The organism is Microbacterium sp. SLBN-154 (assembly GCF_006715565.1).
Taxonomy (GTDB): Bacteria; Actinomycetota; Actinomycetes; order Actinomycetales; family Microbacteriaceae; genus Microbacterium.
The window spans coordinates 1,136,100-1,158,614 of the sequence record NZ_VFNL01000001.1 but is presented as its reverse complement, the minus strand read 5'-3'; the positions used below and the strand labels follow the sequence as shown (position 1 = coordinate 1,158,614).

Below are 22,515 nucleotides of genomic sequence, written 5' to 3'. Positions count from 1 at the left end.
ACGCGGGCCCCTCACCCGGCGACGACCAGGTGCTCGCCATCGGCGGGCATCTCCGCCGAACCGTCGACGGCGAATGCCAGCGGCACGCCCTGCCCTGTCCACACCGACGCGCGGTCCATGAGCTGAGCATGCACGTGCGGCTCGCTGGTGTTGCCGGAGTTGCCGCACCGGGCGATCACGTCGCCCGCGCGCACCCGGTCGCCCACCTGAACGGCGACTGATCCGCGCTGGAGATGCGCGACCACCGCGCACACGCCACCCTCGCTTCGGATGACGACGTGGTTGCCGAGGATGAAGCGCGCACCGCCGAGTTCTCGCAGCATCCCCTCGATCATCATGTAGGCGAAGGCGAGCAGGCTCGATCGCGACCGGTGGTCGCGCATGCCGTCGACGCGTCGCACGACGGTGCCGTCGATCATCGCGAACACCGGTGCACCGAAAGCGGGGTAGTCCGCGGGCGGGCGCATGGCAGGTCCCTCACCGAACGCGGGGCGTGCACCGTCGGTCGGCTCGCTCACCAGGTCGATCGCATACGCCTGCCCCCACGCTCGGACGCCATGGCTCGGCACCTTGGTGGCGGGGCTGTTGACGGCCAGCCATCGTCCGCGGACGGGCGGGGCCACCGTCATCCGCTCCCTTTCGGGAAGAAGACGCGGCGCCAGCACCGAGAGCAGGACGCACAGCACCGCGACGACCACCGCCGGGAGCGCGAGCACCGTCAGCGTCGCGACGACGGCGCGCACCACGGGCGCCTCGACGTCGCGGAAGAGTGCGGCCGAGAGGGCGAGGAGAACGAGCACTGCGGCGGCCGGATAGTAGAGGACGCCCCGCACGCGATACAGGGCGAGGATGACGCGGGTCATCGCTCCGCCCCCGCGATGACGGCGAGGAGCGGCACGACACGCGTGGCCGGCACCTCGTAGCTGCCGCGTCCGCTCTGACGCACCCAGCCGGCCGCGACGAGCTGGCGGAGGTGATGGTGGAGCTGGCCGGTGGTCCCGAGGTCGTCGAGGGTGGCGAGCTCGGCCGTGGTGTGTCGGCCGGCGAGGATCTGCCGCAACAGCTCGATGCGGACCGGATGACCCAGCGCGGCGAGCGTGGCGGCATGAGCGGACCACTCCGCAGCGATGAGCCCCTCGGTGCCGAACGCCTGCTGCCAGACCACGTCGCCGCCGCCGTCGGGCAGGCGGACCGAGCCGACCAGCATCACCGCGCCGTCGGTCGTGCTCGGGTGGTCGGCGAGGCGGGCTTGGAGTCCGTAGAGGGCCCAGAAGGTCTCGGGGTCGAGACCGGGGCCGGGGCCGGGAGAGGCGGCGGGCGCGGGATCCGCGGCGGCGGGCGCGGGAGCCGCGGCGGCTGCGGCTTCGAGGGCGCTGAGCCGAGCGGCGAGCGCAGCGACCTCCTGGCGTAGCTCGTCGAGTGCAGTCGCATCCATTCTTCGATATTACGTACTTACGTACAGTTCGTCACCGCCCGTCGGCGACGAACGGCAGTGATGCATCGATGATCCGCTGGAGGAGGGAGACCGGAGTCGACCGACGGGCGACGCCGGCGGGTCCGGCGACGGTGGTCAGGGCGTCGGCGTAGGCCTCCACGGCCCGGTCGGCATCGGCCAATCGCGCCGATGCGGAACTGTCGCCGATGGGGGTCGCGACGAGATCGGCGCACCGGCGGATCGCGTCGGCGAGCGCCGCGCGCGTCTCGAGTCCGACCGCGGCGTCCTCCTCCCGGTCGAGCGCGTAGAGGACATCGGCGAGGTCGCGGCTGTAGAACGCGATGCGCTCGAGCGCGCGCATCCGCTGCAGGTTCTCCCTCTGCTCGGCGCGGTGCCGGCGCCCCCGCGGGTTGCCGCGCAGGCTCTCGTCGGCCTCGCGCACCTCCTCGTGGACGTCGGCGATGACGGCGTCGAGTCCGGCGTCGGGCTCGGACACCTCCGCGGCGTCGATGTTCCCCTCGGCCACGCGGTCTGCGAGCACGCGCAGGAGCTCGGCGATCTCGTCGCGCAGCTCCGACAGGCGCCCGCTCGCGGTGTCGAGGTAGACCGGCGGCACGATCAGGACGTTGATGACCACCCCGATGAGCACCCCGAACCCCACCGTGAAGAGGTACGACACCGAGAAGTCGTCGGCCTGCGAGCCGCTCAAGAGCAGCACGAACAGCGCTGCGATCGCCACCCACTCCCGGCCGACACCCAGCGCACGGATGCCGCCGATGATCACCCCGATCGCGATGACCAGCGCGAGCGTCAGCACGGCGGGGAGTCCCGCGAACAGGGCCACGATGCCGAGGAGCCCGAGGCCGATCCCGACGGCGAGTCCGAGCAGTGCCTGCGCACCCGACCGCGCCGATGCCGCGACGGTCGGATACATGCTCACCAGCACGCCCAGCGGGGCGTAGTAGGAGTACTGGTCCTCGGTCGGCAGCAGGGGCGCGAGCACCCACGCCAGCGCGCAGCCGATCGCCGTCTTGGCGGCCATGAGGAGCCGCGCGGGTGCCGTCATCTCCCGCCACCAGTGCGCGGAGACCTGCGAGACGCGTTGTGCCATGGGTGCCTCATTCCGGGGGGGCGAGGGGGGGCATCGCTGCTCGCGACTGTAGGCGAGCGCCGGGCCTCGCTCAACGGCCTCCCCGAACCGGCGGGGGCGGGTACGCTGCCCCGCCCTCGCCCCGCCGCGCTCAGCGCGGGGCAGCGCGGCTAAGCCTCCCGCTCGACGGCGAGCCAGAGCTCGGCGCGGCCGGAGTCGCCGTCGTCCGACCGCTCGTGCACCGCGAGGATCTCCGGCGCTGCGACCGTGCGATACGGATGCGAGGGGAACCAGTCGCCGTAGGCGTCGGCCCACACCTGCTGAAGCGCGTCGAAGAACCCGGTCTCGGCCGCCACGTCGAACACCACCCACGTGTGCGCGGGCACCTCGAGCGTGTCGAACGACGCCGGGATGTCGGCTGCCGACCGCCGGGTCGCGACCCCGTAGACGTAGTGGAACTCGCTGCCGTCTGCGCGATCCGGCGCAAAGTCGGTGGACACCGAGAAGGGTCCCGCCGGGTCATCCATGTCGCTGATCGCCGCCAGCTGGTCGGCGATCGTCGGTGGCAACGAGCGGTGGAACGCGATCATGTCGGGGTTCGGTCCGCGGTACACCAGCGGAATCCTGGCGCCGGGTCCGGCGATGCGGAACGGTTCGAGGTCGATGATGCGGTGGCGCATGGGGATGCTCCCTTCGATGGTGAGACGCAGCCGCAGACGAGGCTGGGCCGTGAGGATGGCGCCGGGACGGCGGGCCTGCTCGGGCGTGAGCCCGTGCACGGCGACGAACGCTCGGCGGAACGCATCGGCCGAGCCGTACCCGAAACGCACCGCGACGTCGATGAGGGGCTTCCCCTCGAGCACGTCGGCGGCGGCGACGCTCATCCGTCGCCGCCGGACGTATTCCGACAGCGGCATCCCGGCGAGCACCGAGAACACACGGCGGAAGTGGTACTCCGACGTGACGGCCGCGCGGGCGAGCGCGGCGACGTCGATCTGCGCATCGAGGTTCTCCTCGATGAGGTCGATCGCGTCGTTCCACCGTTCGAGCATCGCGTTCCTTCCCGTGTCATCCTGCCGACCGGATGGCCGACGTGTCGATGCTAGGAAGGGCGGGCGGTCTCACGCCCGACTATCGATGCCCGGCTCGGTCGGCGCGCGCGAGGGCGCACGCGCCACCCGCGCGGGTGCACGCGTTGCCCGCGAGGGTGCACGCACCACCCTCCAGGGTGCACGCACCACCCGCGCGGGTGCACGCGTTGCCCGCGAGGGTGCACGCGTTGCCCGCGAGAGTGGACCACCGAGGGGCACGGGGTACACCCTCGCGTGCATGCGGTGCACCCTCGCGTGCAGGGAGTGCACCCTCGCGGGGAGGACGTGCACCCCTCGCGTGCGGGGCGTGCACCCTCGCGGAGGGTGGGCCGGCCCCTCGGGCCGCGTACGATCGGCCGAGACGCGGACGATCAGTCGCGAAACGTACGCGTCTCGACCGAACCTCCGCGCGCCAGCGTGTTCAGGGCAGCGGGGACGCGACTTCGGCCCCGCAGCCGCAGGGAGTGCACCCTCGCGGGCGGGGAGCGCACCCTCGCGGGCGGGGAGTGCACCTTCGCGGGGAGGGAGTGCACCCTCGCGGGAGGGGCGGGGGCGGGGCGGGCGGGGGCGCGCGCTAGGTGTACTGACCTCGACCGTTGTTGATTCGGTCGATGGGGATGCCGCCGATGCCGAGGTGGTGCCTGTCTAGGTTGTAGTAGTCCAGCCAGGCGGGCAAGGCTGCCGCTCTGTGATCGTTTGAGGTGAAGGGGCGGGCGTAGGCCCATTCGGTGGCGAGGGTGCGGTTCAGGCGCTCGACTTTGCCGTTCGTCCAGGGGCAGTGGGGGCGGATGAATTTCTGCGTGATGCCGTGCGCGGCGAGGGTGTCTCGGAATGCGTTCGAGTTGCGGTATGCGAAGGCGTTGTCGGTGATCACACGCTCGACGGTGACGCCGAGTCGGGCGTAGAACGCGACAGCGCGTTCGAGGAAGCCCGCGGCGGTGGCACCCTTTTCGTCGTCGTGGACCTCGGCGTAGGCGAGGCGGGAGTGATCGTCGATGGCGGTGTGAACGTAGTCGTAGCCGATGCCGCGTCCGCGGACCTGCTCGCTGCGACCGTGGGCGCGCCATCCACCGCCGTCGGGGATGCGACCGAGCTTCTTCACGTCGAGGTGAACCAGAGAGCCAGGACGGGCGTGCTCGTAGCGTCGGGGGGAGCGTCGGACCGCTCGGATCACCGCCCCGGTTACCGGGTCGACCTCGCGCAGCAACGGCATTCCGTGTCGGCGTAACACTCGGCCGACGGTTGAGGGCTGCATCCCGAGCCGGCCCGCGATGAACACCGGTCCCCGCCTGGTCAACGCTCGCACGATCCGCACACGTGTTTCCACGCACGGCCCCGTGCGGGCGGGATGCGATCGGGCGACGCTGGAACGGTCGATCAGACCCGCCGGTCCCGATTCGCGGAACCTGCGCCACCACCGCCACGCCGTCGTCCGCGAGATCCCCATCTCCGCCGCGACATGCGCGACCGCACGCCCCGATTCGATGCGCTGGACCATGATCAACCTGCCAGCCGGAGTCAGCCGGGCATTAGCGTGAGACACGAGAGACCTCCGTGCGTTCGAGCTGAAGAACTAGACAGCTCCAACTCGACCCCGGAGGTCTCTCCTACGTCAACAACGATCCGGGTCAGTACAGCTACGCGCGCGGCCCCGCCACCAGCCGGTCGCCGACCCACGCCACCGGCAGCGGGTCGATCACTCCCCCGACGAAACGCCCCTCGACGTCGGCGTTGCGGAACGCGAACAGCAGCCACTGCCCGTCAGAGCGCCGCCGCAGGAGCCGTCCGACGTACAGCCGCTCGTCAGTCACGGGGTAGGCCGCGTCGACGTCGAACGGCCCGAGCACGCTGTCGGCGTTGATCGCCCACGTGCCTCCGCCGCCGGGCTCCCCCGCCCGCGACCGCATCGCGTGCTCACTGCCGCACGAGAAGATCAGCACCAGGCGACCGTCGATGACCTCGACCTGGGTGACCTCGAGCTGCCCGAACCCATGCTCGCTCGGCGCGCTGAGCGGCGGGCGCAGCTCCCACGAGCGGAGGTCCGCCGACCAGGCGTGCCCGATCACACCGCGCCCGAACGCGGGCCCCTCGGGCGCGCGCGCCGTGACGTACATGTGCCACCCGTTCCCGTTCGGGTCGGGGAACACCCAGGGGTCGCGGAACGCCTCGTCGTGCCAGTCGCCCGAGTCGAGCGTCTCGTACCACGGCGCCGCGGCCGACAGCACCGGCCCGGGCGCCTTGGTCCAGGTCAGAAGGTCGCGCGAGGTCGCGTACCCGATCCGCTGGACGTTCTTCCCCCCGGCATCCAGTGACGACCCCGTATAGAAGAGGTACCAGGTGCCGTCGGGGTGCCGCACCACCGACCCGGTCCACGTCGCCAGGTCGTCGAACGCCGGCGCATCGGAGTGCACGAGCGCGTCGGCGACCTGCGTCCACGACTGCAGGTCGGTCGAGACCGCGTGCCCGATCGCCGCCCGGTAGTGCCGCGCGTCGGGGTCGCCGAGCGCGCGTGAGGCGTAGAGGAAGAACAGGTGGTACTGCTCTCCGTCGTCGGCGAACCAGAAATCCCACACCCAGGAGCCGGGCAGATCGAACACAGCAGACCTTTCAGAAACATCGAGAGAGACGTCGAGCGAACCGGCGACAGCGCCCCGCGTCATCCCTTCACCCCGCTCGCGGCGATCGACGAGACGAACGCGCGCTGGAACACCAGGAACACGATGAGGACGGGAAGGGTGATGAGCGAGGTGTAGGCCATGACCTCACCCCAGGCGGTGTTGAGCTGGAAGAAGTACTGCATGCCGACCATCACCGGCCGCAGCTCCTCGCGCTGCACCACCATGAGGGGCCAGAGGTACTGGTTCCACGCCGGCAGGAACGTGAGGATCGCCACCGTGGCGAACGCCGGACCCGAGAGGGGCACGATGATCCGCCGGTAGATGGTGAACCAGCCCGCGCCGTCGATGCGGGCCGCCTCGTCGAGCGACTTCGGGATCGTGGAGAAGTACTGCGTGAACAGGAAGATCGAGAAGGCGTTGGCGATGAACGGCACGATCTGCACCTCGTAGGTGTTGAGCCATCCGAAGTCGTACTTCAGCACGCCGCCTTCGATCACGAGGGTCGGCAGCTGCGCGACCCAGTAGACCATCGGCACCGCGATCGTCTCGAAGGGAACGATCAGGGTGGCGATGATGATCGCGAGCACGACGAACCGGCCCCGCCACGCCAGGCGCGACAGCGCGAACCCGGCCATGGAGTTCACGATCAGCCCGAGCCCCACCGTCAGGACGGTAACGAGCACCGAGTTGAAGAGGAACTGCGCGACCGGCACCCGGTCGAACACCCCGAAGTAGTTGTCGAGGCTGATATCGCCGACCGGGAGGAAGGCCATCGGCGAGTCGATGTCCTGCAGGATCTGGGCGTCGGGCTTCAAGCTCGAGACGAACATGAACACCAGCGGGAAGAGGAAGATCACCGCGAACACCGACATGGCGGCGTAGAGGAAGAACTTCCCGGTGCGTCGACGCCGCTTCTCGCTGGCGTCGGTGGCGGTCCGAGCGGATGCCGCGGCGCGGCCCTCGGGCCCGGTGCGCGGGCGGCTGCGGGTGTCGGTCATGTCAATCCTTCTCCCTCGTCAGGCGCCGCTGGATGAGGGCGATGATGAGCACCGCGACGAAGAAGATCAGCGAGATGGCGGCGGCGTAGCCGATCTCCTGCTGCTCGTATCCCTTGCGCACGGCGTAGTAGACGATCGTGGACGTGCTGTTGACGGGGCCGCCCTGGGTCATGACGTCGATCTGCACGAAGAGCGCGAAGGCGGAAATCGTGATAGTCACCAGGACGAACACCATGGTGGGGCGGAGCCCGGGCCAGGTGACGCTGGTGAACTGGCGCCAGGGGCCGGCGCCGTCCATCTTGGCCGCCTCGTAGAGCTCCTCGGGGATGGTCTGCAGCCCTGCGAGCCAGATGATCATGTGGAACCCCACGGCCTGCCAGATCGACAGCACGATGATCGCGCCGAGCGCGGTCTGCGGGTTGTTCAGCCAGTCCATGCCCGACCACGCACCGAAGGTGATCGTGTCGATCATGGAGTTGATCAGGCCGTTGGGCTGATAGAGGAAGCGCCACAGGATCGACACCACGACGATCGAGGTGACGACCGGGATGAAGAAGATCACCCGGAAGGCGGTGACCCCTCGCATCCGTCTGTTGACGAGTACCGCCAGCAGCAGCCCGAGCCCCGCCTGCACCGGCACCACGACGAGGGCGAACAGGAAGGTGTTCCAGGCCGACTGGAGGAAGACCGGGTCGTTGGTGAAGGCCCGGACGAAGTTGTCGAATCCGACGAAGCGCGGCGGGTTCGGCGAGATGAGGCGGGCGTTGGTGAACGAGAGGGTGAAGGCGAGGATGACGGGGATGATGAGGAACAGCACCAGCAGGATGCCGGCGGGTGCCATCATCGCCAGGCCCGCCCAGGTCTCGCGTCCTTTGGTGGTGCGGAAGCGGCGGGTCGCGCGCTGAGGTGTCTCGGCGGCGACCGTCGGAGGCGTGACAGTCATGAGAAGTATCTCCCGGCTCGCGCGGGCGGGAAGCGGCGGCTCCCCACCCGCGCGATCAGTGATCAGAAGCCGTAGCCGTCGTTGGATTCGATGTTGGCGTCGATCTCCTGCACAGCCCGGTCGAGGGTCTCCTGCACGTCGGCGCCGTTCATGATGTCCTTCGCCGCGGTCTCGAACGTGGTGGAGATCACCGCGTAGGCCGGCGTCTCGGGGCGGAGCACCGCGAACTGCTGCGAGAGCTCGACGAAGGGACGCAGCACGCCGTCGGGGCCGAAGTACTCGGATGCCTCAGCGGCACCCTCGGTCGCGGGGATCACGATCTGCTTGTCGGCGAACTCGGTGATGTACTCGTCCTGGAAGCTGAACTCCAGGTACTCGCGGGCACCCTCGACCTCCTCGCAGGTGGACGAGATCGCCCACTGCCACGAGCCGCCGCCGATGACCGGGCCGTTTCCGAGGTCGGGCGGGGGCAGGATGAGCAGGTCGTCGCCGATCGCTTCGACCGAGGCGAGGGCGTTCCAGACACCGGTGTAGCTGAGGGCGACTTCGTCGTCGACGAACTCCTGGTTGCCCAGGGTGCCGCTGTTGCCGGCGAGGCCCTCGGCGAAGAGGCCCTGGAACCACTCGCCCCAGGCGACGGCTTCCGGTCCGTTGAGCGCACCGTCGGCGCTCAGCATCGTGTCGCGGTCGATGAGGTCGCCGCCGAAGCTCTGCAGCAGCGGCGAGTACGCGTAGGGCCACCACTCGCCGGTGTCCTCGGCGCCGATGTCGATGGGCGTCTCGTAGCCGGCATCCTTCAGGGTCTGGAGGGCGGCGGTGAACTCCTCAGCCGTCCAGGGCTGGTCGGTCGTGGGGATGCGGATGCCGTTCTCGGTCAGCACCGACTCACGGGCGAAGATCGACAGCGCGGCATCCCAGTAGCCGGCGGAGTAGATCTCGTCGTTCCACACGCCCACCGCGGTGGGCAGGAGCGAGTCGGTGATCTCGGTGGAGATCCCGAGCGGCTGGATGTACTCCGCCCACGCCCAGTTGGGCATGATCGGGCCGTCGAGATCGAGCAGGCAGGGAAGATCTCCGGATGCCGCGGCGGCGACGATCGCGTCGTTGTAGGCGCCCTGCGGGAAGGACTCCTCGACGACCTCGTACTGATCCTGCGAGGCGTTGAAGTCGGAGATGATCCGTTCGTAGACCTCGAGCTCGGCGGGGTTGCCGGCGGAGTGGGTCCACATCGTGATCTGGGTGCGACCGTCTTCGGTGGTGGTGCTGCCCTGGCCGGCCTGCCCGCAGCCGGTGAGGGCGAGGGCTCCAATGGCGCCGGCCGCAACAAAAGCCGGGACTGTTCTGCGCATCTGTGATTTCCTGTTCTGGTGGTCGACCGCTACGTCGACCACCGATCGGGGACCGCTTCGGCGGTCGTTCGGTATCTCAAGTGGTCCGCCGTCGGCTCTGTTTGGCGACGTGCGCCGGCGGCGGGCCCACGGACTCCCGTCGGATGACGGGACATTCCATGCGGTGCGTGGCGTCGGTGTTCCCATCCGCGCGGACGCCGAGCGCGACCTCCATCGCCCAGCGACCCATTTCGTAGTGGGGCAGGGCGACGGTGGTGAGGGGTGGGTCTTGTTCCGCGGCGACCAGCAGCTGGTCGTCGTAGCCCACGACCGAGAGGTCGTCGGGGATGCGGAGACCGCGGCGGTGCGCGGCGTTGTAGACGCCGACAGCCATGCGGTCGTTGAACGAGAAGATGCCGGTCGGCCGCTGGTCGGCGGGCAGGTCGAGCAGGCGCTCGGCGGCGAGGCGGGCACCGTGGGCGGTCGACTCGCCGCCGCGGATGTGCAGGGCGGGGTCGATGGGGATGCCGGCGTCGGTCAGCGCCTGGTGATACCCCTCGAGGCGGAGGAACGAGGCGATCGGGCCGTCGGAGGTGTCGAGGAAGGCGATCCGGCGATGACCGGCCTCGATGAGCACGCGGGTCGCGGCGTAGCCACCCTCGCGGTCGGCGGGGACGACGCTCGGGAAGCCGCCGTTCACGGGCCGGCAGTCGAGGAACACCGACCCGGCCGGCAGCGACTCGGGCACCTCGACCACGCGGTGCCACATGCAGGCGTAGATCATCGCGTCGACCTGCTGGGCGCGCAGGGCCGAGATCGCGTCGCGCTCGACCCCGACGTCGCCGCCGGTGTCGACGAAGATCACGAGGTGGTTGTTCTCGCGGGCGGCGTCCTGCGCACCCGCGAGCATGCGGCCGGCGAAGGGGGTCGTGGCGATCTGGTCGGAGATGAGGCCGACCGTGCGGGTCTGGCGGGTGCGGAGACTTCGCGCCACCGAGCTCGGCGCGTAGCCGACGGCGACCGCGGCCTCTCGCACGCGCTGCCGGGTGGTCTCGGAGATGCGGGACTCGACGTCGTTCATCACCAGCGACACCGTCGTGACCGACACGCCCGCGGCGGCGGCGACGTCGGAGATGCGGGGCCGGCTCATGTCACTCCATCGTGATGTGATAAATCGATTTATCAGATTATGCACCGCCCCCGCGCGCGTCGTCAACCCTTTCCGCGAGGGTGCACTCCCCACCCGCGGGGGTGCACTCCCCACCCGCGAGGGTGCGCTTCCCGCCCTCGGGGGTGCGCTCCCTGCCCGCGAGGGTGCGCTCCCTGCCCGCGAGGGCGTGCTCGTCCACGGCGAACGCGTGCACCCTCGGGGGGAGCGCGTGCACCCTCGAGGGGAATGCGTGCACCCTCGCGCTTCACGGACAGGGTGCAGTGGAGTGGGCCCGGGCGGTATATCGGAATCCCGGATGCCGCAGGCCGCCGAACCCCTATGCCCGAAACGTCGCGCCCCGAAACCCGAAGGTTCCCTCTCCTGCACGACCGGCAGGCATACCCTCACCTCAGGAGGTCCCCGCCTCTTGCGTGCGACGCGCCCCCAAGATTTCGCGTCGCCGCCGCCCGTCCGCCCCGTCGGGCAACCCGCCGATGAATCCGAGAGGGATCCATGTCGACGATCGCCACGCACACCGTCAGGTGGACCGGTGGCGCCGCGATGCCCTCCGGCAGGCCCGGTCGTCGCAGCCTTCCCCCGCTGCCGGCCGTCTAGGCGCAGGCGCCGGGACTGTGACGCCCCCCGCCCTCGGTCCCGGCGCCTGCTCTTCCTCTGACCCTGTCGAGCGCTGACCCGTCAAAGAATGCGGCCCCCGGGTCGCACAGGCAGCATCCTGTGACGGGTCGTGCTACCGGCGGCGGAGCGCCACCGGTACCACGGGAGGACCCGACCTCGGCGCGGTTCATGCCCTGGACGGATGTCGCGGGTCGGCGTCATCCGTAGCGTGACGTGCATGATCAGAGCAGTAGGCCTCACGAAGAGGTACGGCGCCAAGACCGCCGTCAACACCATAGATTTCACCGTGCACTCCGGCCAGGTGACGGGATTCCTCGGCCCGAACGGCGCGGGCAAGTCCACCACGATGCGCATGATCGTCGGGCTCGATCGCCCGACCGCGGGATCCGTGTCCGTGAACGGGCGCGCCTACGCGGCCCACCGGGCTCCGCTCCGCGAGGTCGGCGCGCTCCTCGACGCCAAAGCCGTGCATACCGGCCGGACGGCCGAGAACCACCTCCTCGCCATGGCCGCCACCCACCGGATCGGCAAGAAGCGCGTCCGCGAGGTGATCGAGCTGACGGGCCTGGAGTCGGTCGCACGCCGACGCGTCGGCGGGTTCTCCCTCGGAATGGGTCAGCGTCTCGGCATCGCGGCGGCGCTTCTCGGAGACCCCGCGACGATCATCCTCGACGAGCCGGTGAACGGCCTCGACCCTGAGGGCGTCCTGTGGGTGCGGCAGCTCGTGAAGCACCTCGCCTCCGAGGGCCGGACCGTGTTCCTCTCGTCCCACCTCATGAGCGAGATGGCGCTGACCGCCGACCACCTCATCGTGCTGGGCAAGGGCGAGATCATCGCCGACGCCCCCGTCGCCGACATCATCGCCGGCGGCACGGGCCCGAGGGTGCGGGTTCGCTCGCCGCAGGCGAGCATGCTCGCCGAGCTGGTCGCTGCTCCCGAGGTCACGGTCACCCGCTCGGAGTCGGGCCTGCTCGAGATCACCGGCGTGGAAGCGCCACTCGTGGGAGACCTCGCCGCCAAGCACGGCGTGGTCATCCACGAACTGACACCCCTCAGCGCCTCGCTGGAAGAGGCGTACATGGACCTCACCGCGGACGCGGTGGAATACCGAACGGAGGCGGTCCGATGACCACTGCCACTTCTCTGCCAACCACCTCGGTCGACGCCCTCGAAGATGCGCGCCTGACCTTCCTCGGCACGATCCGCTCCGAGTGGATCAAACTCCGGAGCGTGCGTTCGACGATCTGGTCGTACGCGCTGCTCGTCGTGATCTCGGTCGGACTCGCCGCCCTCGTCGCGTTCGCTCTCACGAACATCCCCGAGGGCGTCGCCGGCGAAGCGCCTGGCGCGCAGCCGGTGCAGACCATCGTGCAGGCATCCGTCGCCGGCGTCGCCTTCGGCCAGCTCATCGCGGGCATCCTCGGCGTCCTGGTGATCAGCGGCGAGTACACCACGGGCATGGTCCGCTCGACGTTCCTGGCTGTGCCGGGGCGGCTCTCGGCGCTCGCGGCGAAGGGCACCGTGCTCTTCTCGGCCACGTTCATCGTCGGGCTGATCGCGAACGTCGCCGCGTACCTCGTGGCATCGCTGATGCTCTCGCAGGAGGACATCGCCGCGCCCCTCACCGACCCGGGCGTCTTCTGGCCGCTCCTGGGGGCCGCCCTCTACCTCGCGATGGTCTCGCTGTTCGCCCTCGCGATCGGCGCGCTCGTCCGCAGCAGCGCCGGGGGCATCGCGGTGGTGGTCGGCATCCTGCTGATCCTCCCCACGATCCTGGGTCTCGTTCCCGCGGACTGGGCACGTGAGGCCGTTCCGTTCCTTCTCTCCAACGCCGGCGGCGGCATCTACAGCTCCGCTACCCTCGCACCCGAGGGTGAGGCGTTGGGGATGTGGGTGAACCTGCTGGTCACGGGCCTGTGGGTCGTGGTTCCCACCGCGGCAGCGGCCGTGCTGCTGCGCACCCGCGACGCGTAACGTCGACAGCATGTCGACTGCGCAGCTCTCCCCCGATCCGTCGGCAACGGCGGTCGGGGGAGAACTGCGCCTGCCGCGACCGCCCGGAGTCATCCGGCGGTTCTGGGCGAGACATCCGCTTCTCGTCGACTGTCTCGTCGCCGGCTTCTACGTCCTTTCGATCCTCGCTGCCTTGATCCTCGCGGCGGCAACCGGCCCGGTACCGCTTTGGGTGACCGTCGCGCGCATCGTCCTCGTTGCTGCGACGGCGGTCGTCATGGTGCTGTTCCGGCGGAGCAACCCGTGGCTGCTCGTCGGCGCGGCTTGGGTGACGACCCTGGTGGTCTACCCGCTCGAGAACGTCAACGTCTTCGCGATCCCCATCGGCCTGTACGCACTCGCGGTCTACCGGTCGACCCGTGCCGCCTGGATCGGCTTCGCCGTCTCGGCGGTGGTGGGGACGGCCGCTGCCCTCGTGGCATCCCTTCTCGAGCCGGGTCCGCTTCTTCCCACCCAGCCGTTCTTCGCCCTCGCGGCGGCCGAAGCCGTTGTCACCGCCCTCATCGGCACCCTGATCGGGATCAACGTCGGCAACCGCCGCCGATACGTTCAGTCGCTCATCGCACGAGTGGGCGATCTCGCCCGCGAACGCGACCAGCAGGCCCAGTTGGCGACCGCGCGGGAACGCGCACGGATCGCGCGCGAGATGCACGACATCGTCTCGCACAGCCTGACCGTCATGGTCACGCTCGCCGAGGGCAGCGCCGCAACGGTCAGCCGCGACCCGGATCGCGCAGCGGAGGGGATGCGCCATGTCGCCGACGCGGGCCGAGACGCCCTCGTCGAGATGAGGCGGATGCTGGGAGTGCTCACCGAGCCCGGCACGATGAGCGACGAGGGACGAGCACCGCAGCCGGGATCCGCAGCGATGCCGGAGCTGCTCGAAAGCTTCCGCGCCGCGGGACTGCCGGTGAAGCTCACGACGTCGGGCCGGGCGATCACCGACCCGAACCTGCAGCTGACGGTGTACCGGATCGTGCAGGAGGCGTTGACCAACGCCCTTCGCCACGCCCCCTCCGCCCGAAGCGTGGACGTGTCGATCGAGCACGTCGACGGCGAGGTGAGGGTCGAGGTGGTCGATGACGCGGAGGGCTCCCGGCAGCCCCACCGCAACGCTCCGCAGAATGACACGGGCGGGCACGGCCTGATCGGCATGCGCGAGCGGGTCGCCCTCTACGGCGGCACACTCGACGCGGGCCCGCGCGGCGTCAACGGCTGGCGCGTGCGCGCGGTCCTGCCCTCCCCCGATCGACCAGATGGAGCCGGAGAATGAGCGAACCGAGCACAGACGCCCCCGCAGGCGACCGGATCAGGGTCGCGATCGCCGACGATCAGGCGCTCGTGCGCGCGGGCCTGCGCATGGTGCTCGAGGCAGAGCCCGACATCGAGGTCGTCGGCGAGGCCGCCGACGGCCATGAGGCGATCGAGCTGACCCGCGCGCGGAGGGTGGACGTCGTCCTCATGGATGTGCGGATGCCGCGGGTGGACGGCATCGCCGCGACCGCGTCCGTCGTCGCAGGCCCTCACCCCCCGCGGGTGCTGATCCTCACCACGTTCGATCTCGACGAGAACGCCTTCGCCGCCATCCGTGCCGGGGCGAGCGGGTTCATGCTGAAAGATGCCCGCCCGGCGGACCTGCTCGCGGCGATCCGCTCGGTGCACGCCGGGGATGCCGCGCTCGCACCGCGCATCACTCGCCGCATGCTCGAGCTCTTCGGCCAGGAGGTGCCGGCGCAGAACACCGCGCTGTCGCCCGAAGCGGCGTCGCTGACTCCGCGCGAGCGCGAGGTGCTGACGGCGATCGGAGAGGGGCTCAGCAACACCGAGATCGCGAAGCGGCAGTTCGTGGCCGAGTCGACGGTGAAGACCCACGTCGGGCGGCTGCTGACGAAGCTGAACGCCCGCGACCGCGTGCACCTCGTCATCTACGCGTACGAGCACGGACTGCTCGCCCCGAAGGGTCGCCCCCGCTCCGACTGAGACGCCTCGCGCGGCCCGCGTGCCCGCGACCCGTCACCAATCGTCGCTGGCGGGCCGCACAGGCGGCATCTTTTGACGGGTCGCGGGCGCGAAGGGTCGCCCCCGCGGCGCACAGGCGGCATCCTTTGACGGGTCGCGGGCCCGAAGGGTCGCTCGCGCGGCGCACAGGCGGCATCCTTTGACGGGCCGCGGGCACGAGGGGGCGCCCCCGCGCCGACTGAGACGCCTCGCGCGGCCCACCTGCCCGCGACCCGTCACGAATCGTTGCTGGCGCGCCGCACAGGCCGCATCCTTTGACGGGTCGCGGACCCGAAGGGGCGCCCCCGCGCCGACTGAGACGCCTCCCGCGGCCCACCTGCCCGCGACCCGCCACAAAACGTCGCTGGCGGGCCGCCCAGGCAGCATCCTTTGACGGCTCGCGGTCCGAAGGGGCGCCCCCGCGCCGACTGAGACGCCTCGCGCGGCCCGCCTGCCCGCGACCCGTCACAAAACGTCGCTCGCGCGCCGCCCAGGCAGCATCCTTTGACGGCTCGCGGCCCGAAGGGGCGCCCCCGCGCCGACTGAGACGCCCCGCGCGGCCCGCCTGCCCGCGACCCGTCACAAAACGTCGCTCGCGCGCCGCACAGGCCGCATCCTTTGACGGGTCGCGGGCGCTGACCGCACATCAGGACAGGTCAGCTTCGCGGCCCGGTCCACGACCCGTCAAAGAAGGTCGCTCATTCCGCGCGCGGACCGCATATTTCGACCGGTCGCGGGCGCTGGCCGCGCGCGGACCGCAGGGATCGACCGGTCGCGGTCGCTGGCCGCGCGCAGACCGCAGGTATCGACGGTCGCGGGCGCGAAGCGCCCGCGTCAGGCCTTCACGAGCCGCGCGATGGCGTCGGACGCCTCCTTGAGCTTCACCGCCGCCTCGTCGCCCCCGCGGGCCGCCGCGTCGACGACACAGTGCTTCAGGTGATCGTCGAGGAGGCCGAGCGCCACATTCTCGAGCGCCGAGCTCAGCGCCGAGATCTGGGTGAGGATGTCGATGCAGTACTGCTCCTCCTCGACCATCCGCTGGATGCCCCGCACCTGTCCCTCCACCCGCCGCAGGCGGTTGAGGTAGCGCTGCTTGTCGCTGATGTATCCGTGGGGGCCGGCGTGCGTGTCATCCGTCCCGTGGTCGTGACCCGTGTCGGGCGAGGCGATGTCGGTCATGATGTGATCCTCTCGGAACGATTCTCTTCAGAAGCAGGGATGCTGCCAAGCAGCGCCGCCGCACTGGCCTCGGGCCGCAGGTCGAGTCGGCGCAGCAGCTGGGCGTTGAGCGCGACGACGATCGTCGACAGCGACATCAGGATCGCACCGACCGACATCGGAAGCACGAACCCGATCGGCGCGAGCACGCCCGCGGCGAGCGGCACCGAGATGAGGTTGTAGCCGGCGGCCCACCACAGGTTCTGCTTCATCTTGCGGTAGCTGGCGCGCGAGAGCTGGATGACCGAGAGCACCGAGCGCGGGTCGTCGCTGGCGAGGATGACGCCGGCCGACGCGATCGCGACATCCGTCCCCGCACCGATGGCGATGCCGACATCGGCCTGCGCGAGCGCAGGGGCGTCGTTCACGCCGTCGCCGACCATCGCGACCTTCCGACCCTCGCGCTGCAGCTCCTGCACCTTGGCGCTCTTGTCTTCGGGGCGGACGCCCGCGAACACCCGGTCGATGCCGAGCTCGTCGGCGACCGAGCGGGCGACAGCCTCGGCGTCGCCGGTGATCATGACGACCTGCACGTTCAGCCGGTGCAGCGCCTCGACGGTCTCGCGCGACTCGTGCCGCACGGCGTCGGCGAGGCGGAGCGCTCCGATCACGGCCCCGTCGGCGACGACGTGCAGGATGATCGCGCCGTCGGCGCGCCACCGGTCGGCGACGTCGAGCTCGGCGGCGTTCTCCTCAGCGAGGAGGTTCGGCCCGCCGACCCGCACGCGGGCGCCCTCGACGGTGGCGGTGACGCCGACCGCGGGCGAGGAGTCGAAATCGGATGCCGCGGGCACCGCGATCCCGCGATCGGCGGCGGCCTGCACGATGGCCTTCGCGAGCGGGTGCTCCGAGTCGGCCTCGGCCGCTGCGGCGAGCGCGAGGACGCGGGTCTCGTCGTGACCGGCGGCGGGCTCGATCGCGGCGACGGCCGGGCGACCCTCTGTGAGGGTGCCGGTCTTGTCGAACAGGACCGTGTCGACGGTGCGCATCTGCTCGAGGGCGAGGCGGTCCTTGACCAGCACGCCGCCGCGCGCGGCGCGCTCGGTGGCGATCGAGACGACGAGCGGAATCGCGAGGCCCAGCGCGTGCGGGCAGGCGATCACGAGCACGGTGATCGTGAGGATCACGCCCTCGTCGACGTTGCCGACGAGTGTCCAGACCAGCATCGTCAGCGCGGCTGCGCCGAGCGCGAACCAGAACAGCAGGGCGGCGGCCCGGTCGGCGATGCGCTGGGCGCGCGAAGAGGAATTCTGCGCATCGGTCACCAGCCGCTGGATGCCGGCGAGAGCGGTGTCGTCGCCGACGGCGGTGATCTCGACGCGGATGCCGGAGTCGGTCGCGACCGTGCCGGCGACGACCGCGTCGCCGGCCTCGCGGCGCACGGGCTTCGACTCGCCGGTGATCATCGACTCGTCTATGCTCGCCGAGCCCGCGACGACGCGGCCGTCGGCGGGTACACGCCCGCCGGGGCGCACGACGACTCTATCGCCGACACGCAGGTCGCTCGGCGCGACGGTCACCGTCTGGTCGCCCTCGACGCGCTCCGCCTCATCCGGGAGCAGCGCGGCGAGCGAGTCGAGCGCGGAGGTGGTCTGCGCCAGCGAGCGCATCTCGATCCAGTGCCCGAGCAGCATGATCACGATGAGAAGAGCGAGCTCCCACCAGAAGTCGAGCTCGTGATCGAGGATGCCGAGACTCGACCCCCAGGATGCGAGGAACGCGACCGTGATCGCCAGGGCGATGAGGAGCATCATCCCGGGCTCGCGCGAGCGCAGCTCGCTGACCGCGCCGGTGAGGAAGGGGCGGCCGCCCCATACGTACATGACGGTGCCGAGGACGGGCGAGATCCAGGGGATCCAGGCCTGGTCGGGCAGGGAGTAGCCCAGGAGCATGGCGAACATGCCCGAGAAGACGATGACGGGGACGGCGAGGAGAAGGTTCCACCAGAACAGGCGTCGGAACTGCCCGACGTGGTCGCCGTGCCCCGCGTGCCCGCCGTGCCCGCCGTGCCCTCCTTCAGCGTGAGGGTGCACTCCCTCCGCGTGAGGGTGCAGTCCCTCCGCGCCAGGGTGCACTCCCTCCGCGCCAGCGTGCACTCCCTCCGCGTGAGGGTGCACTCCCTCCGCGTGAGGGTGCACTCCCTCGCGCGCGTCGTGTGCACCCTCGCGGGTCGCGGATGCACCCTCGCGCGCAGCGGGTGCACCCTCGCGGGCAGGAGGTGCACCCTCGCGGGCAGCGGATGCACCCTCGCGCGCAGCGGGTGCACCCTCGCGGGTGGGGTGGTGGTGGTCGTGGTGGGCCATGGTGAGATCCTTCCGGGTACCCCCTAGGGGTATCAGACAGAACTCCGCGACACCGCGGCGTATTCCGCCGAACCACGGAAAGCCGATCGGAATCCCCGCAGCCGCAGGCTGTTGCTCACCACGAACACGCTCGAGAACGCCATCGCCGCTCCGGCGAGCATCGGGTTCAGCAGCCCGAGCGCCGCGAGCGGGATCGCCGCGACGTTGTACGCGAACGCCCAGAAGAGGTTGCCCTTGATGACCCCGAGGGTCCGACGCGACAGCCGGATCGCATCCGCCGCCGCCCGCAGATCACCCGAGACGAGCGTCAGGTCGGAGGCCTCGATCGCGACATCCGTCCCCGTCCCCATCGCCAGGCCCAGGTCGGCCTGCGCGAGAGCCGCGGCGTCGTTCACGCCGTCGCCCACCATCGCGACGACCCGTCCCTCGCCCTGCAGGCGCCCCACGACCTCGACCTTCTCGGCGGGCAGCACCCCGGCGATGACCTCGTCGATGCCGACCTCGGCGGCCACGCGCCGCGCGACCACGTCGTTGTCACCCGTGAGCAGCACCGGCGTGAGTCCGAGTCGCCGGAAGGTCGCGACCGCCTCGGCGCTCGTCGGCTTCACCTGATCCGAGACGGTGAGGATGCCGCGGGCGGCACCATCCCACCCGACGATCACCGCGGTCGCACCCTCGCCCTCCGCCAGACGTTTGGCCTCAGCCAGGTCGGCGGGCAGCTCCACCGCCCACTCGGCGAGCAGGGAATCGCGACCGACGAAGACGAGGTGTCCGTCGACCATGCCCTGCACGCCGCGTCCCTCGAGGTTCTGGAAGGTCTCGACCGCGGGAAGCTCTCCCCCGCGCTCGCGCGCTGCGACTCCGATCGCACGGGCGATCGGATGCTCCGACGCATCCTCGACAGCCCCCGCGAGGCGCAGCAGCTCGTCCTCCGAGACGCCGGCCGCCGCGACGACGCCGGTCAGCGTCATCCGCCCGCTCGTCACCGTGCCGGTCTTGTCGAGCACGATCGTGTCGACGCGGCGGGTCTGCTCGAGCACCTCGGGACCCTTGATCAGGATGCCCAGCTGCGCGCCACGACCGGTTCCGACGAGCAGCGCCGTGGGCGTGGCGAGCCCGAGAGCGCAGGGGCAGGCGATGATCAGCACGGCGACGGCCGCGGTGAACGCCGCCTCGGCGCCGAAACCGGCGCCCAGCCACGCGCCCAGCACGCCGACCGCGATCGCGATGACGACGGGCACGAAGACGCCCGAGATCCGGTCGGCCAGGCGCTGCACCTCGGCCTTGCCCGACTGCGCCTCTTCGACGAGGCGCGCCATCTGCGCGAGCTGCGTGTCGGCGCCGATGCGGGTGGCGCGCACGACGAGCCGCCCGCCGGCGTTGACGGTCGCGCCGACGACGGTGTCGCCCAGTGTCACCTCGACGGGCACAGATTCGCCCGTGAGCATCGAGGCGTCCACGGCGCTTCGCCCCTCGACGATCACGCCGTCGGTGGCGATCTTCTCCCCCGGGCGCACGATGAACTCGTCACCGACGCGGAGGTCGCCGATCGGTACCCGCACCTCAGCGATCGCGTTCCCCGCACCGGGGCGGCGCACCGCGACATCCTTCGCGCCCATGTCGAGCAGGGCCCGCATCGCCGCACCCGCCCGGCGCTTGGCGCGCTTTTCGAAGTAGCGGCCGGCGAGCACGAACATCGTCACGCCCGCGGCGACCTCGAGGTAGATGTTGGCCGACCCGTCGCTCGGCGCGATCGCGAGCGTGAACGGGTGGATCATGCCGGGCTCGCCGGCGGTGCCGAAGAACAGGGCCCACAGCGACCAGAGGAACGCTGCAGAGACGCCGACCGAGATGAGCGTGTCCATGGTCGCCGCGCCGTGGCGGAGGTTCAGCCCCGCCGCCCTGTGGAACGGCCACGCCGCCCAGACGACGACCGGCGCGGCGAGCGCGAGCGCCGCCCACTGCCAGTACGTGAACTGCAGCGCAGGGATCATCGAGAGCAGGATGACGGGAACCCCGAGGATGACGCTGCCGATCACCCGCTGTCGCAGCGACCGGAGCTCGGGGTCGTCACGCCCCTCGGCCGACGCGGCCGACGGGTCGGGCTCGGGCGGAGCGGGAAGCGCGGCGGTGTAGCCGGTCTTCTCGACCTCGGCGATGAGGGTGGCGGGATCGGTGCCCGCGGGCACCTCGACGTGCGCCTTCTCGGTGGCGTAGTTCACGCTCGCGGTCACTCCATCGAGCTTGTTGAGCTTGCGCTCGATGCGGTTGGCGCACGACGCGCACGTCATACCGCCGATCTCGAGCTCGACGCGGTCGGTCGGGCCTGGCTGCACGGTGGTCACGATGCCTCCACTCGGAAGGCGGCGGTGTGCACCTCTCCGTCGATCTGGACGTCGAGGTACAGCAGGTACGCGCCGGCGCTCGGCACCTCGGCGGCGAATGACACGGCGCCCGGCTCGTGGCCGTCGACGTGCTCGGGATGCACGTGCAGGTAGGCGAGATCGCCCTCGCGGAGCGCCACGAGGTGACCCTCGGCGCCGAGGTAGGGCTCCAGCTCGACAGGCTCGCCGTCGCGCGTCACGGTGAAGGCGAGGGTCGATGAGTCACCGGCAGCGAGGTCGCCGGTCATGGTCACCTGGTACGCGCCGGCGGCCGCCGTCATCCCTGTCGGAGAGGCGGAGGCCACGACACCGCCCTCCACCAGCAGCGACCGGGTGAGGGTGAGGCCTTCGCCGAGCTCGCTCGGCACGACGTCGGCGTAGACGCGGTAGCCGCCCGCGGCATCCCAGGTCCAAGGGATCGTCCAGCGGCCGTCGGGGCCCAGCGTCGGGTGCTCGTGTCGGAACTCGGCGCCGTCGGTGCGCACCACGATGAGGTGCAGCTCCTTCTCGTGCGCGACGTCGTACGCGGTGACGACGTCGCCGCCCGGTCCGGTGATCTCGAACGACAGGATGCCGGCTTCGCCGACCTCTTTCGGAGCCTCGACCTCCGAGAGGGTGTACCCGCGGTCGCTCGCGGTGACGCCGGTGACGGCGCCGACGCCGGTGACGGCACCCGCGGCCTCCGCGGCGTCGGCGGCATCCGCGGCGTCGGCGCTCCCCGACTCTCCGTGCGCCGAGCCACCGTCATCGTGACCAGCCACCGCGTCTGACGGGGTGGCTGGTGACGAATGCGGCGTCTCGGCGTTGGGGTCGGCGGGCTCGACCTTTTCCGACGCCGCCGACGACGACGCGTCGGGCGCGACGAGCGCCGCCACGCCGAAGGACGCGCCGAACACCAGCGCGAGCGCCCCCGCGTAGAGGCCGAGACGGACCGGGGCGTTCATGTCAGGCGCGGGCCGCCTGGTAGCCGGCCTCCTCGACGGCGGCGATGACCGCGGCGTCGTCGACGGGCGTCTCAGCCGAGACGACGAGCTTTCCGGTCTGGGCCGACACGTCGACGACGGTCAGTCCCGCGATCTCGCTGACCTCTTCGCGGACCGACATCTCGCAGTGGCCGCAGGTCATGCCGGTGACGGCGTACTCGGTGGTGGTGCTCATGGCTTCTCCTCGATACGTCTAGGGGGTATGCATCACCACAATACCCCCTTCCCCTATTCGAGGGGTCGCTGATCCCCCTTACGCCGCCCGGGTCATTGACTTGCACGGCGAGCCTGCTAACGTATAGAACGTTCTCCACGGTGGGGACCCGA

At 70.7% G+C, this 22,515-nt stretch carries 19 protein-coding genes; 4 read left to right on the top strand and 15 right to left on the bottom strand.

Going from position 1 to position 22,515, the window contains the following annotated elements; all coding sequences use genetic code 11:
• Positions 1-11 precede the first annotated feature (11 nt).
• The 10 genes from FBY40_RS05805 to FBY40_RS05760 all read right to left on the bottom strand — a co-directional run bounded on the left by FBY40_RS05805 (position 12) and on the right by FBY40_RS05760 (position 10,653).
• Positions 12-863, bottom strand: coding sequence for a M23 family metallopeptidase (locus FBY40_RS05805; protein WP_141937134.1), 852 nt, complete (start codon positions 861-863; stop codon positions 12-14).
• Entirely contained in the window at positions 860-1,435 is a 576-nt protein-coding gene (locus FBY40_RS05800; RefSeq protein ID WP_141937132.1) for an ArsR/SmtB family transcription factor, read from the bottom strand. Before FBY40_RS05800 ends, FBY40_RS05805 begins: the two co-directional genes overlap by 4 nt.
• A gap of 31 nt (positions 1,436-1,466) precedes the next feature.
• Complete coding sequence (locus tag FBY40_RS05795; RefSeq protein WP_141937130.1) at positions 1,467-2,546, bottom strand: FUSC family protein; 1,080 nt, start codon at positions 2,544-2,546, stop codon at positions 1,467-1,469.
• Between the two features lie 149 nt (positions 2,547-2,695).
• A complete protein-coding gene (locus tag FBY40_RS05790) occupies positions 2,696-3,577 on the bottom strand; it encodes an AraC family transcriptional regulator (RefSeq protein ID WP_141937128.1) in 882 nt (293 codons plus the stop codon).
• 613 nt (positions 3,578-4,190) lie between these two features.
• Positions 4,191-5,159 (bottom strand): IS481 family transposase, encoded by a 969-nt coding sequence (locus FBY40_RS05785; protein ID WP_141937126.1) that lies wholly within the window; start codon positions 5,157-5,159, stop codon positions 4,191-4,193.
• A gap of 94 nt (positions 5,160-5,253) precedes the next feature.
• The gene (locus FBY40_RS05780) at positions 5,254-6,213 is read right to left on the bottom strand and encodes a family 43 glycosylhydrolase (RefSeq protein ID WP_141940043.1); all 960 of its coding nucleotides are present in this window, start codon (positions 6,211-6,213) and stop codon (positions 5,254-5,256) included.
• A 59-nt stretch (positions 6,214-6,272) separates the two neighbouring features.
• Entirely contained in the window at positions 6,273-7,232 is a 960-nt protein-coding gene (locus FBY40_RS05775) for a carbohydrate ABC transporter permease (RefSeq protein ID WP_141937124.1), read from the bottom strand.
• A gap of 1 nt (position 7,233) precedes the next feature.
• Entirely contained in the window at positions 7,234-8,175 is a 942-nt protein-coding gene (locus FBY40_RS05770) for a carbohydrate ABC transporter permease (protein WP_141937122.1), read from the bottom strand.
• A gap of 62 nt (positions 8,176-8,237) precedes the next feature.
• Entirely contained in the window at positions 8,238-9,524 is a 1,287-nt protein-coding gene (locus tag FBY40_RS05765; RefSeq protein WP_141937120.1) for a sugar ABC transporter substrate-binding protein, read from the bottom strand.
• A gap of 76 nt (positions 9,525-9,600) precedes the next feature.
• Positions 9,601-10,653 (bottom strand): LacI family DNA-binding transcriptional regulator, encoded by a 1,053-nt coding sequence (locus FBY40_RS05760; RefSeq protein ID WP_141937118.1) that lies wholly within the window; start codon positions 10,651-10,653, stop codon positions 9,601-9,603.
• Between the two features lie 853 nt (positions 10,654-11,506).
• Between FBY40_RS05760 and FBY40_RS05755 the strand changes: the two genes are divergently transcribed.
• The 4 genes from FBY40_RS05755 to FBY40_RS05740 are packed head-to-tail and all read left to right on the top strand — an operon-like array spanning position 11,507 to position 15,282.
• On the top strand, positions 11,507-12,418 hold the full coding sequence (locus FBY40_RS05755) for an ABC transporter ATP-binding protein (RefSeq protein ID WP_141937116.1): 912 nt from the start codon (positions 11,507-11,509) through the stop codon (positions 12,416-12,418).
• Complete coding sequence (locus FBY40_RS05750) at positions 12,415-13,263, top strand: ABC transporter permease (RefSeq protein ID WP_141937114.1); 849 nt, start codon at positions 12,415-12,417, stop codon at positions 13,261-13,263. Before FBY40_RS05755 ends, FBY40_RS05750 begins: the two co-directional genes overlap by 4 nt.
• Before the next feature lie 10 nt (positions 13,264-13,273).
• On the top strand, positions 13,274-14,575 hold the full coding sequence (locus FBY40_RS05745) for a sensor histidine kinase (protein WP_141937112.1): 1,302 nt from the start codon (positions 13,274-13,276) through the stop codon (positions 14,573-14,575).
• Positions 14,572-15,282, top strand: coding sequence for a response regulator (locus FBY40_RS05740; protein ID WP_141937109.1), 711 nt, complete (start codon positions 14,572-14,574; stop codon positions 15,280-15,282). The genes FBY40_RS05745 and FBY40_RS05740 overlap by 4 nt, the downstream gene beginning before the upstream one ends.
• An 852-nt stretch (positions 15,283-16,134) precedes the next feature.
• On the opposite strand, the gene FBY40_RS05735 is transcribed toward FBY40_RS05740, so the two are convergent.
• Genes FBY40_RS05735 through FBY40_RS05715 form a run of 5 tightly spaced genes read right to left on the bottom strand, consistent with a single transcriptional unit; the run spans position 16,135 to position 22,363 of the window.
• Positions 16,135-16,479 carry a metal-sensitive transcriptional regulator gene (locus FBY40_RS05735; protein WP_141937107.1) on the bottom strand — a complete coding sequence of 115 codons (345 nt, stop codon included), beginning with the start codon at positions 16,477-16,479 and terminating at the stop codon, positions 16,135-16,137.
• Positions 16,476-18,821 carry a heavy metal translocating P-type ATPase gene (locus FBY40_RS05730; RefSeq protein WP_235014613.1) on the bottom strand — a complete coding sequence of 782 codons (2,346 nt, stop codon included), beginning with the start codon at positions 18,819-18,821 and terminating at the stop codon, positions 16,476-16,478. The genes FBY40_RS05735 and FBY40_RS05730 overlap by 4 nt, the downstream gene beginning before the upstream one ends.
• Positions 18,822-18,853: 32 nt before the next feature.
• The gene (locus FBY40_RS05725) at positions 18,854-21,166 is read right to left on the bottom strand and encodes a heavy metal translocating P-type ATPase (protein WP_327437033.1); all 2,313 of its coding nucleotides are present in this window, start codon (positions 21,164-21,166) and stop codon (positions 18,854-18,856) included.
• Positions 21,163-22,149 carry a heavy-metal-associated domain-containing protein gene (locus FBY40_RS05720; protein ID WP_141937105.1) on the bottom strand — a complete coding sequence of 329 codons (987 nt, stop codon included), beginning with the start codon at positions 22,147-22,149 and terminating at the stop codon, positions 21,163-21,165. Before FBY40_RS05720 ends, FBY40_RS05725 begins: the two co-directional genes overlap by 4 nt.
• Position 22,150: 1 nt before the next feature.
• Positions 22,151-22,363 (bottom strand): heavy-metal-associated domain-containing protein, encoded by a 213-nt coding sequence (locus FBY40_RS05715; RefSeq protein ID WP_141937103.1) that lies wholly within the window; start codon positions 22,361-22,363, stop codon positions 22,151-22,153.
• Positions 22,364-22,515: the final 152 nt, after the last annotated feature.

Coding starts and splice junctions, on each gene's coding strand:
- FBY40_RS05805 (WP_141937134.1), bottom strand. CDS start 863: ATGACCCGCGTCATCCTCGCCCTGTATCGCGTGCGGGGCGTCCTCTAC.
- FBY40_RS05800 (WP_141937132.1), bottom strand. CDS start 1,435: ATGGATGCGACTGCACTCGACGAGCTACGCCAGGAGGTCGCTGCGCTC.
- FBY40_RS05795 (WP_141937130.1), bottom strand. CDS start 2,546: ATGGCACAACGCGTCTCGCAGGTCTCCGCGCACTGGTGGCGGGAGATG.
- FBY40_RS05790 (WP_141937128.1), bottom strand. CDS start 3,577: ATGCTCGAACGGTGGAACGACGCGATCGACCTCATCGAGGAGAACCTC.
- FBY40_RS05775 (WP_141937124.1), bottom strand. CDS start 7,232: ATGACCGACACCCGCAGCCGCCCGCGCACCGGGCCCGAGGGCCGCGCC.
- FBY40_RS05770 (WP_141937122.1), bottom strand. CDS start 8,175: ATGACTGTCACGCCTCCGACGGTCGCCGCCGAGACACCTCAGCGCGCG.
- FBY40_RS05765 (WP_141937120.1), bottom strand. CDS start 9,524: ATGCGCAGAACAGTCCCGGCTTTTGTTGCGGCCGGCGCCATTGGAGCC.
- FBY40_RS05760 (WP_141937118.1), bottom strand. CDS start 10,653: ATGAGCCGGCCCCGCATCTCCGACGTCGCCGCCGCCGCGGGCGTGTCG.
- FBY40_RS05755 (WP_141937116.1), top strand. CDS start 11,507: ATGATCAGAGCAGTAGGCCTCACGAAGAGGTACGGCGCCAAGACCGCC.
- FBY40_RS05750 (WP_141937114.1), top strand. CDS start 12,415: ATGACCACTGCCACTTCTCTGCCAACCACCTCGGTCGACGCCCTCGAA.
- FBY40_RS05745 (WP_141937112.1), top strand. CDS start 13,274: ATGTCGACTGCGCAGCTCTCCCCCGATCCGTCGGCAACGGCGGTCGGG.
- FBY40_RS05740 (WP_141937109.1), top strand. CDS start 14,572: ATGAGCGAACCGAGCACAGACGCCCCCGCAGGCGACCGGATCAGGGTC.
- FBY40_RS05735 (WP_141937107.1), bottom strand. CDS start 16,479: ATGACCGACATCGCCTCGCCCGACACGGGTCACGACCACGGGACGGAT.
- FBY40_RS05730 (WP_235014613.1), bottom strand. CDS start 18,821: ATGGCCCACCACGACCACCACCACCCCACCCGCGAGGGTGCACCCGCT.
- FBY40_RS05720 (WP_141937105.1), bottom strand. CDS start 22,149: ATGAACGCCCCGGTCCGTCTCGGCCTCTACGCGGGGGCGCTCGCGCTG.
- FBY40_RS05715 (WP_141937103.1), bottom strand. CDS start 22,363: ATGAGCACCACCACCGAGTACGCCGTCACCGGCATGACCTGCGGCCAC.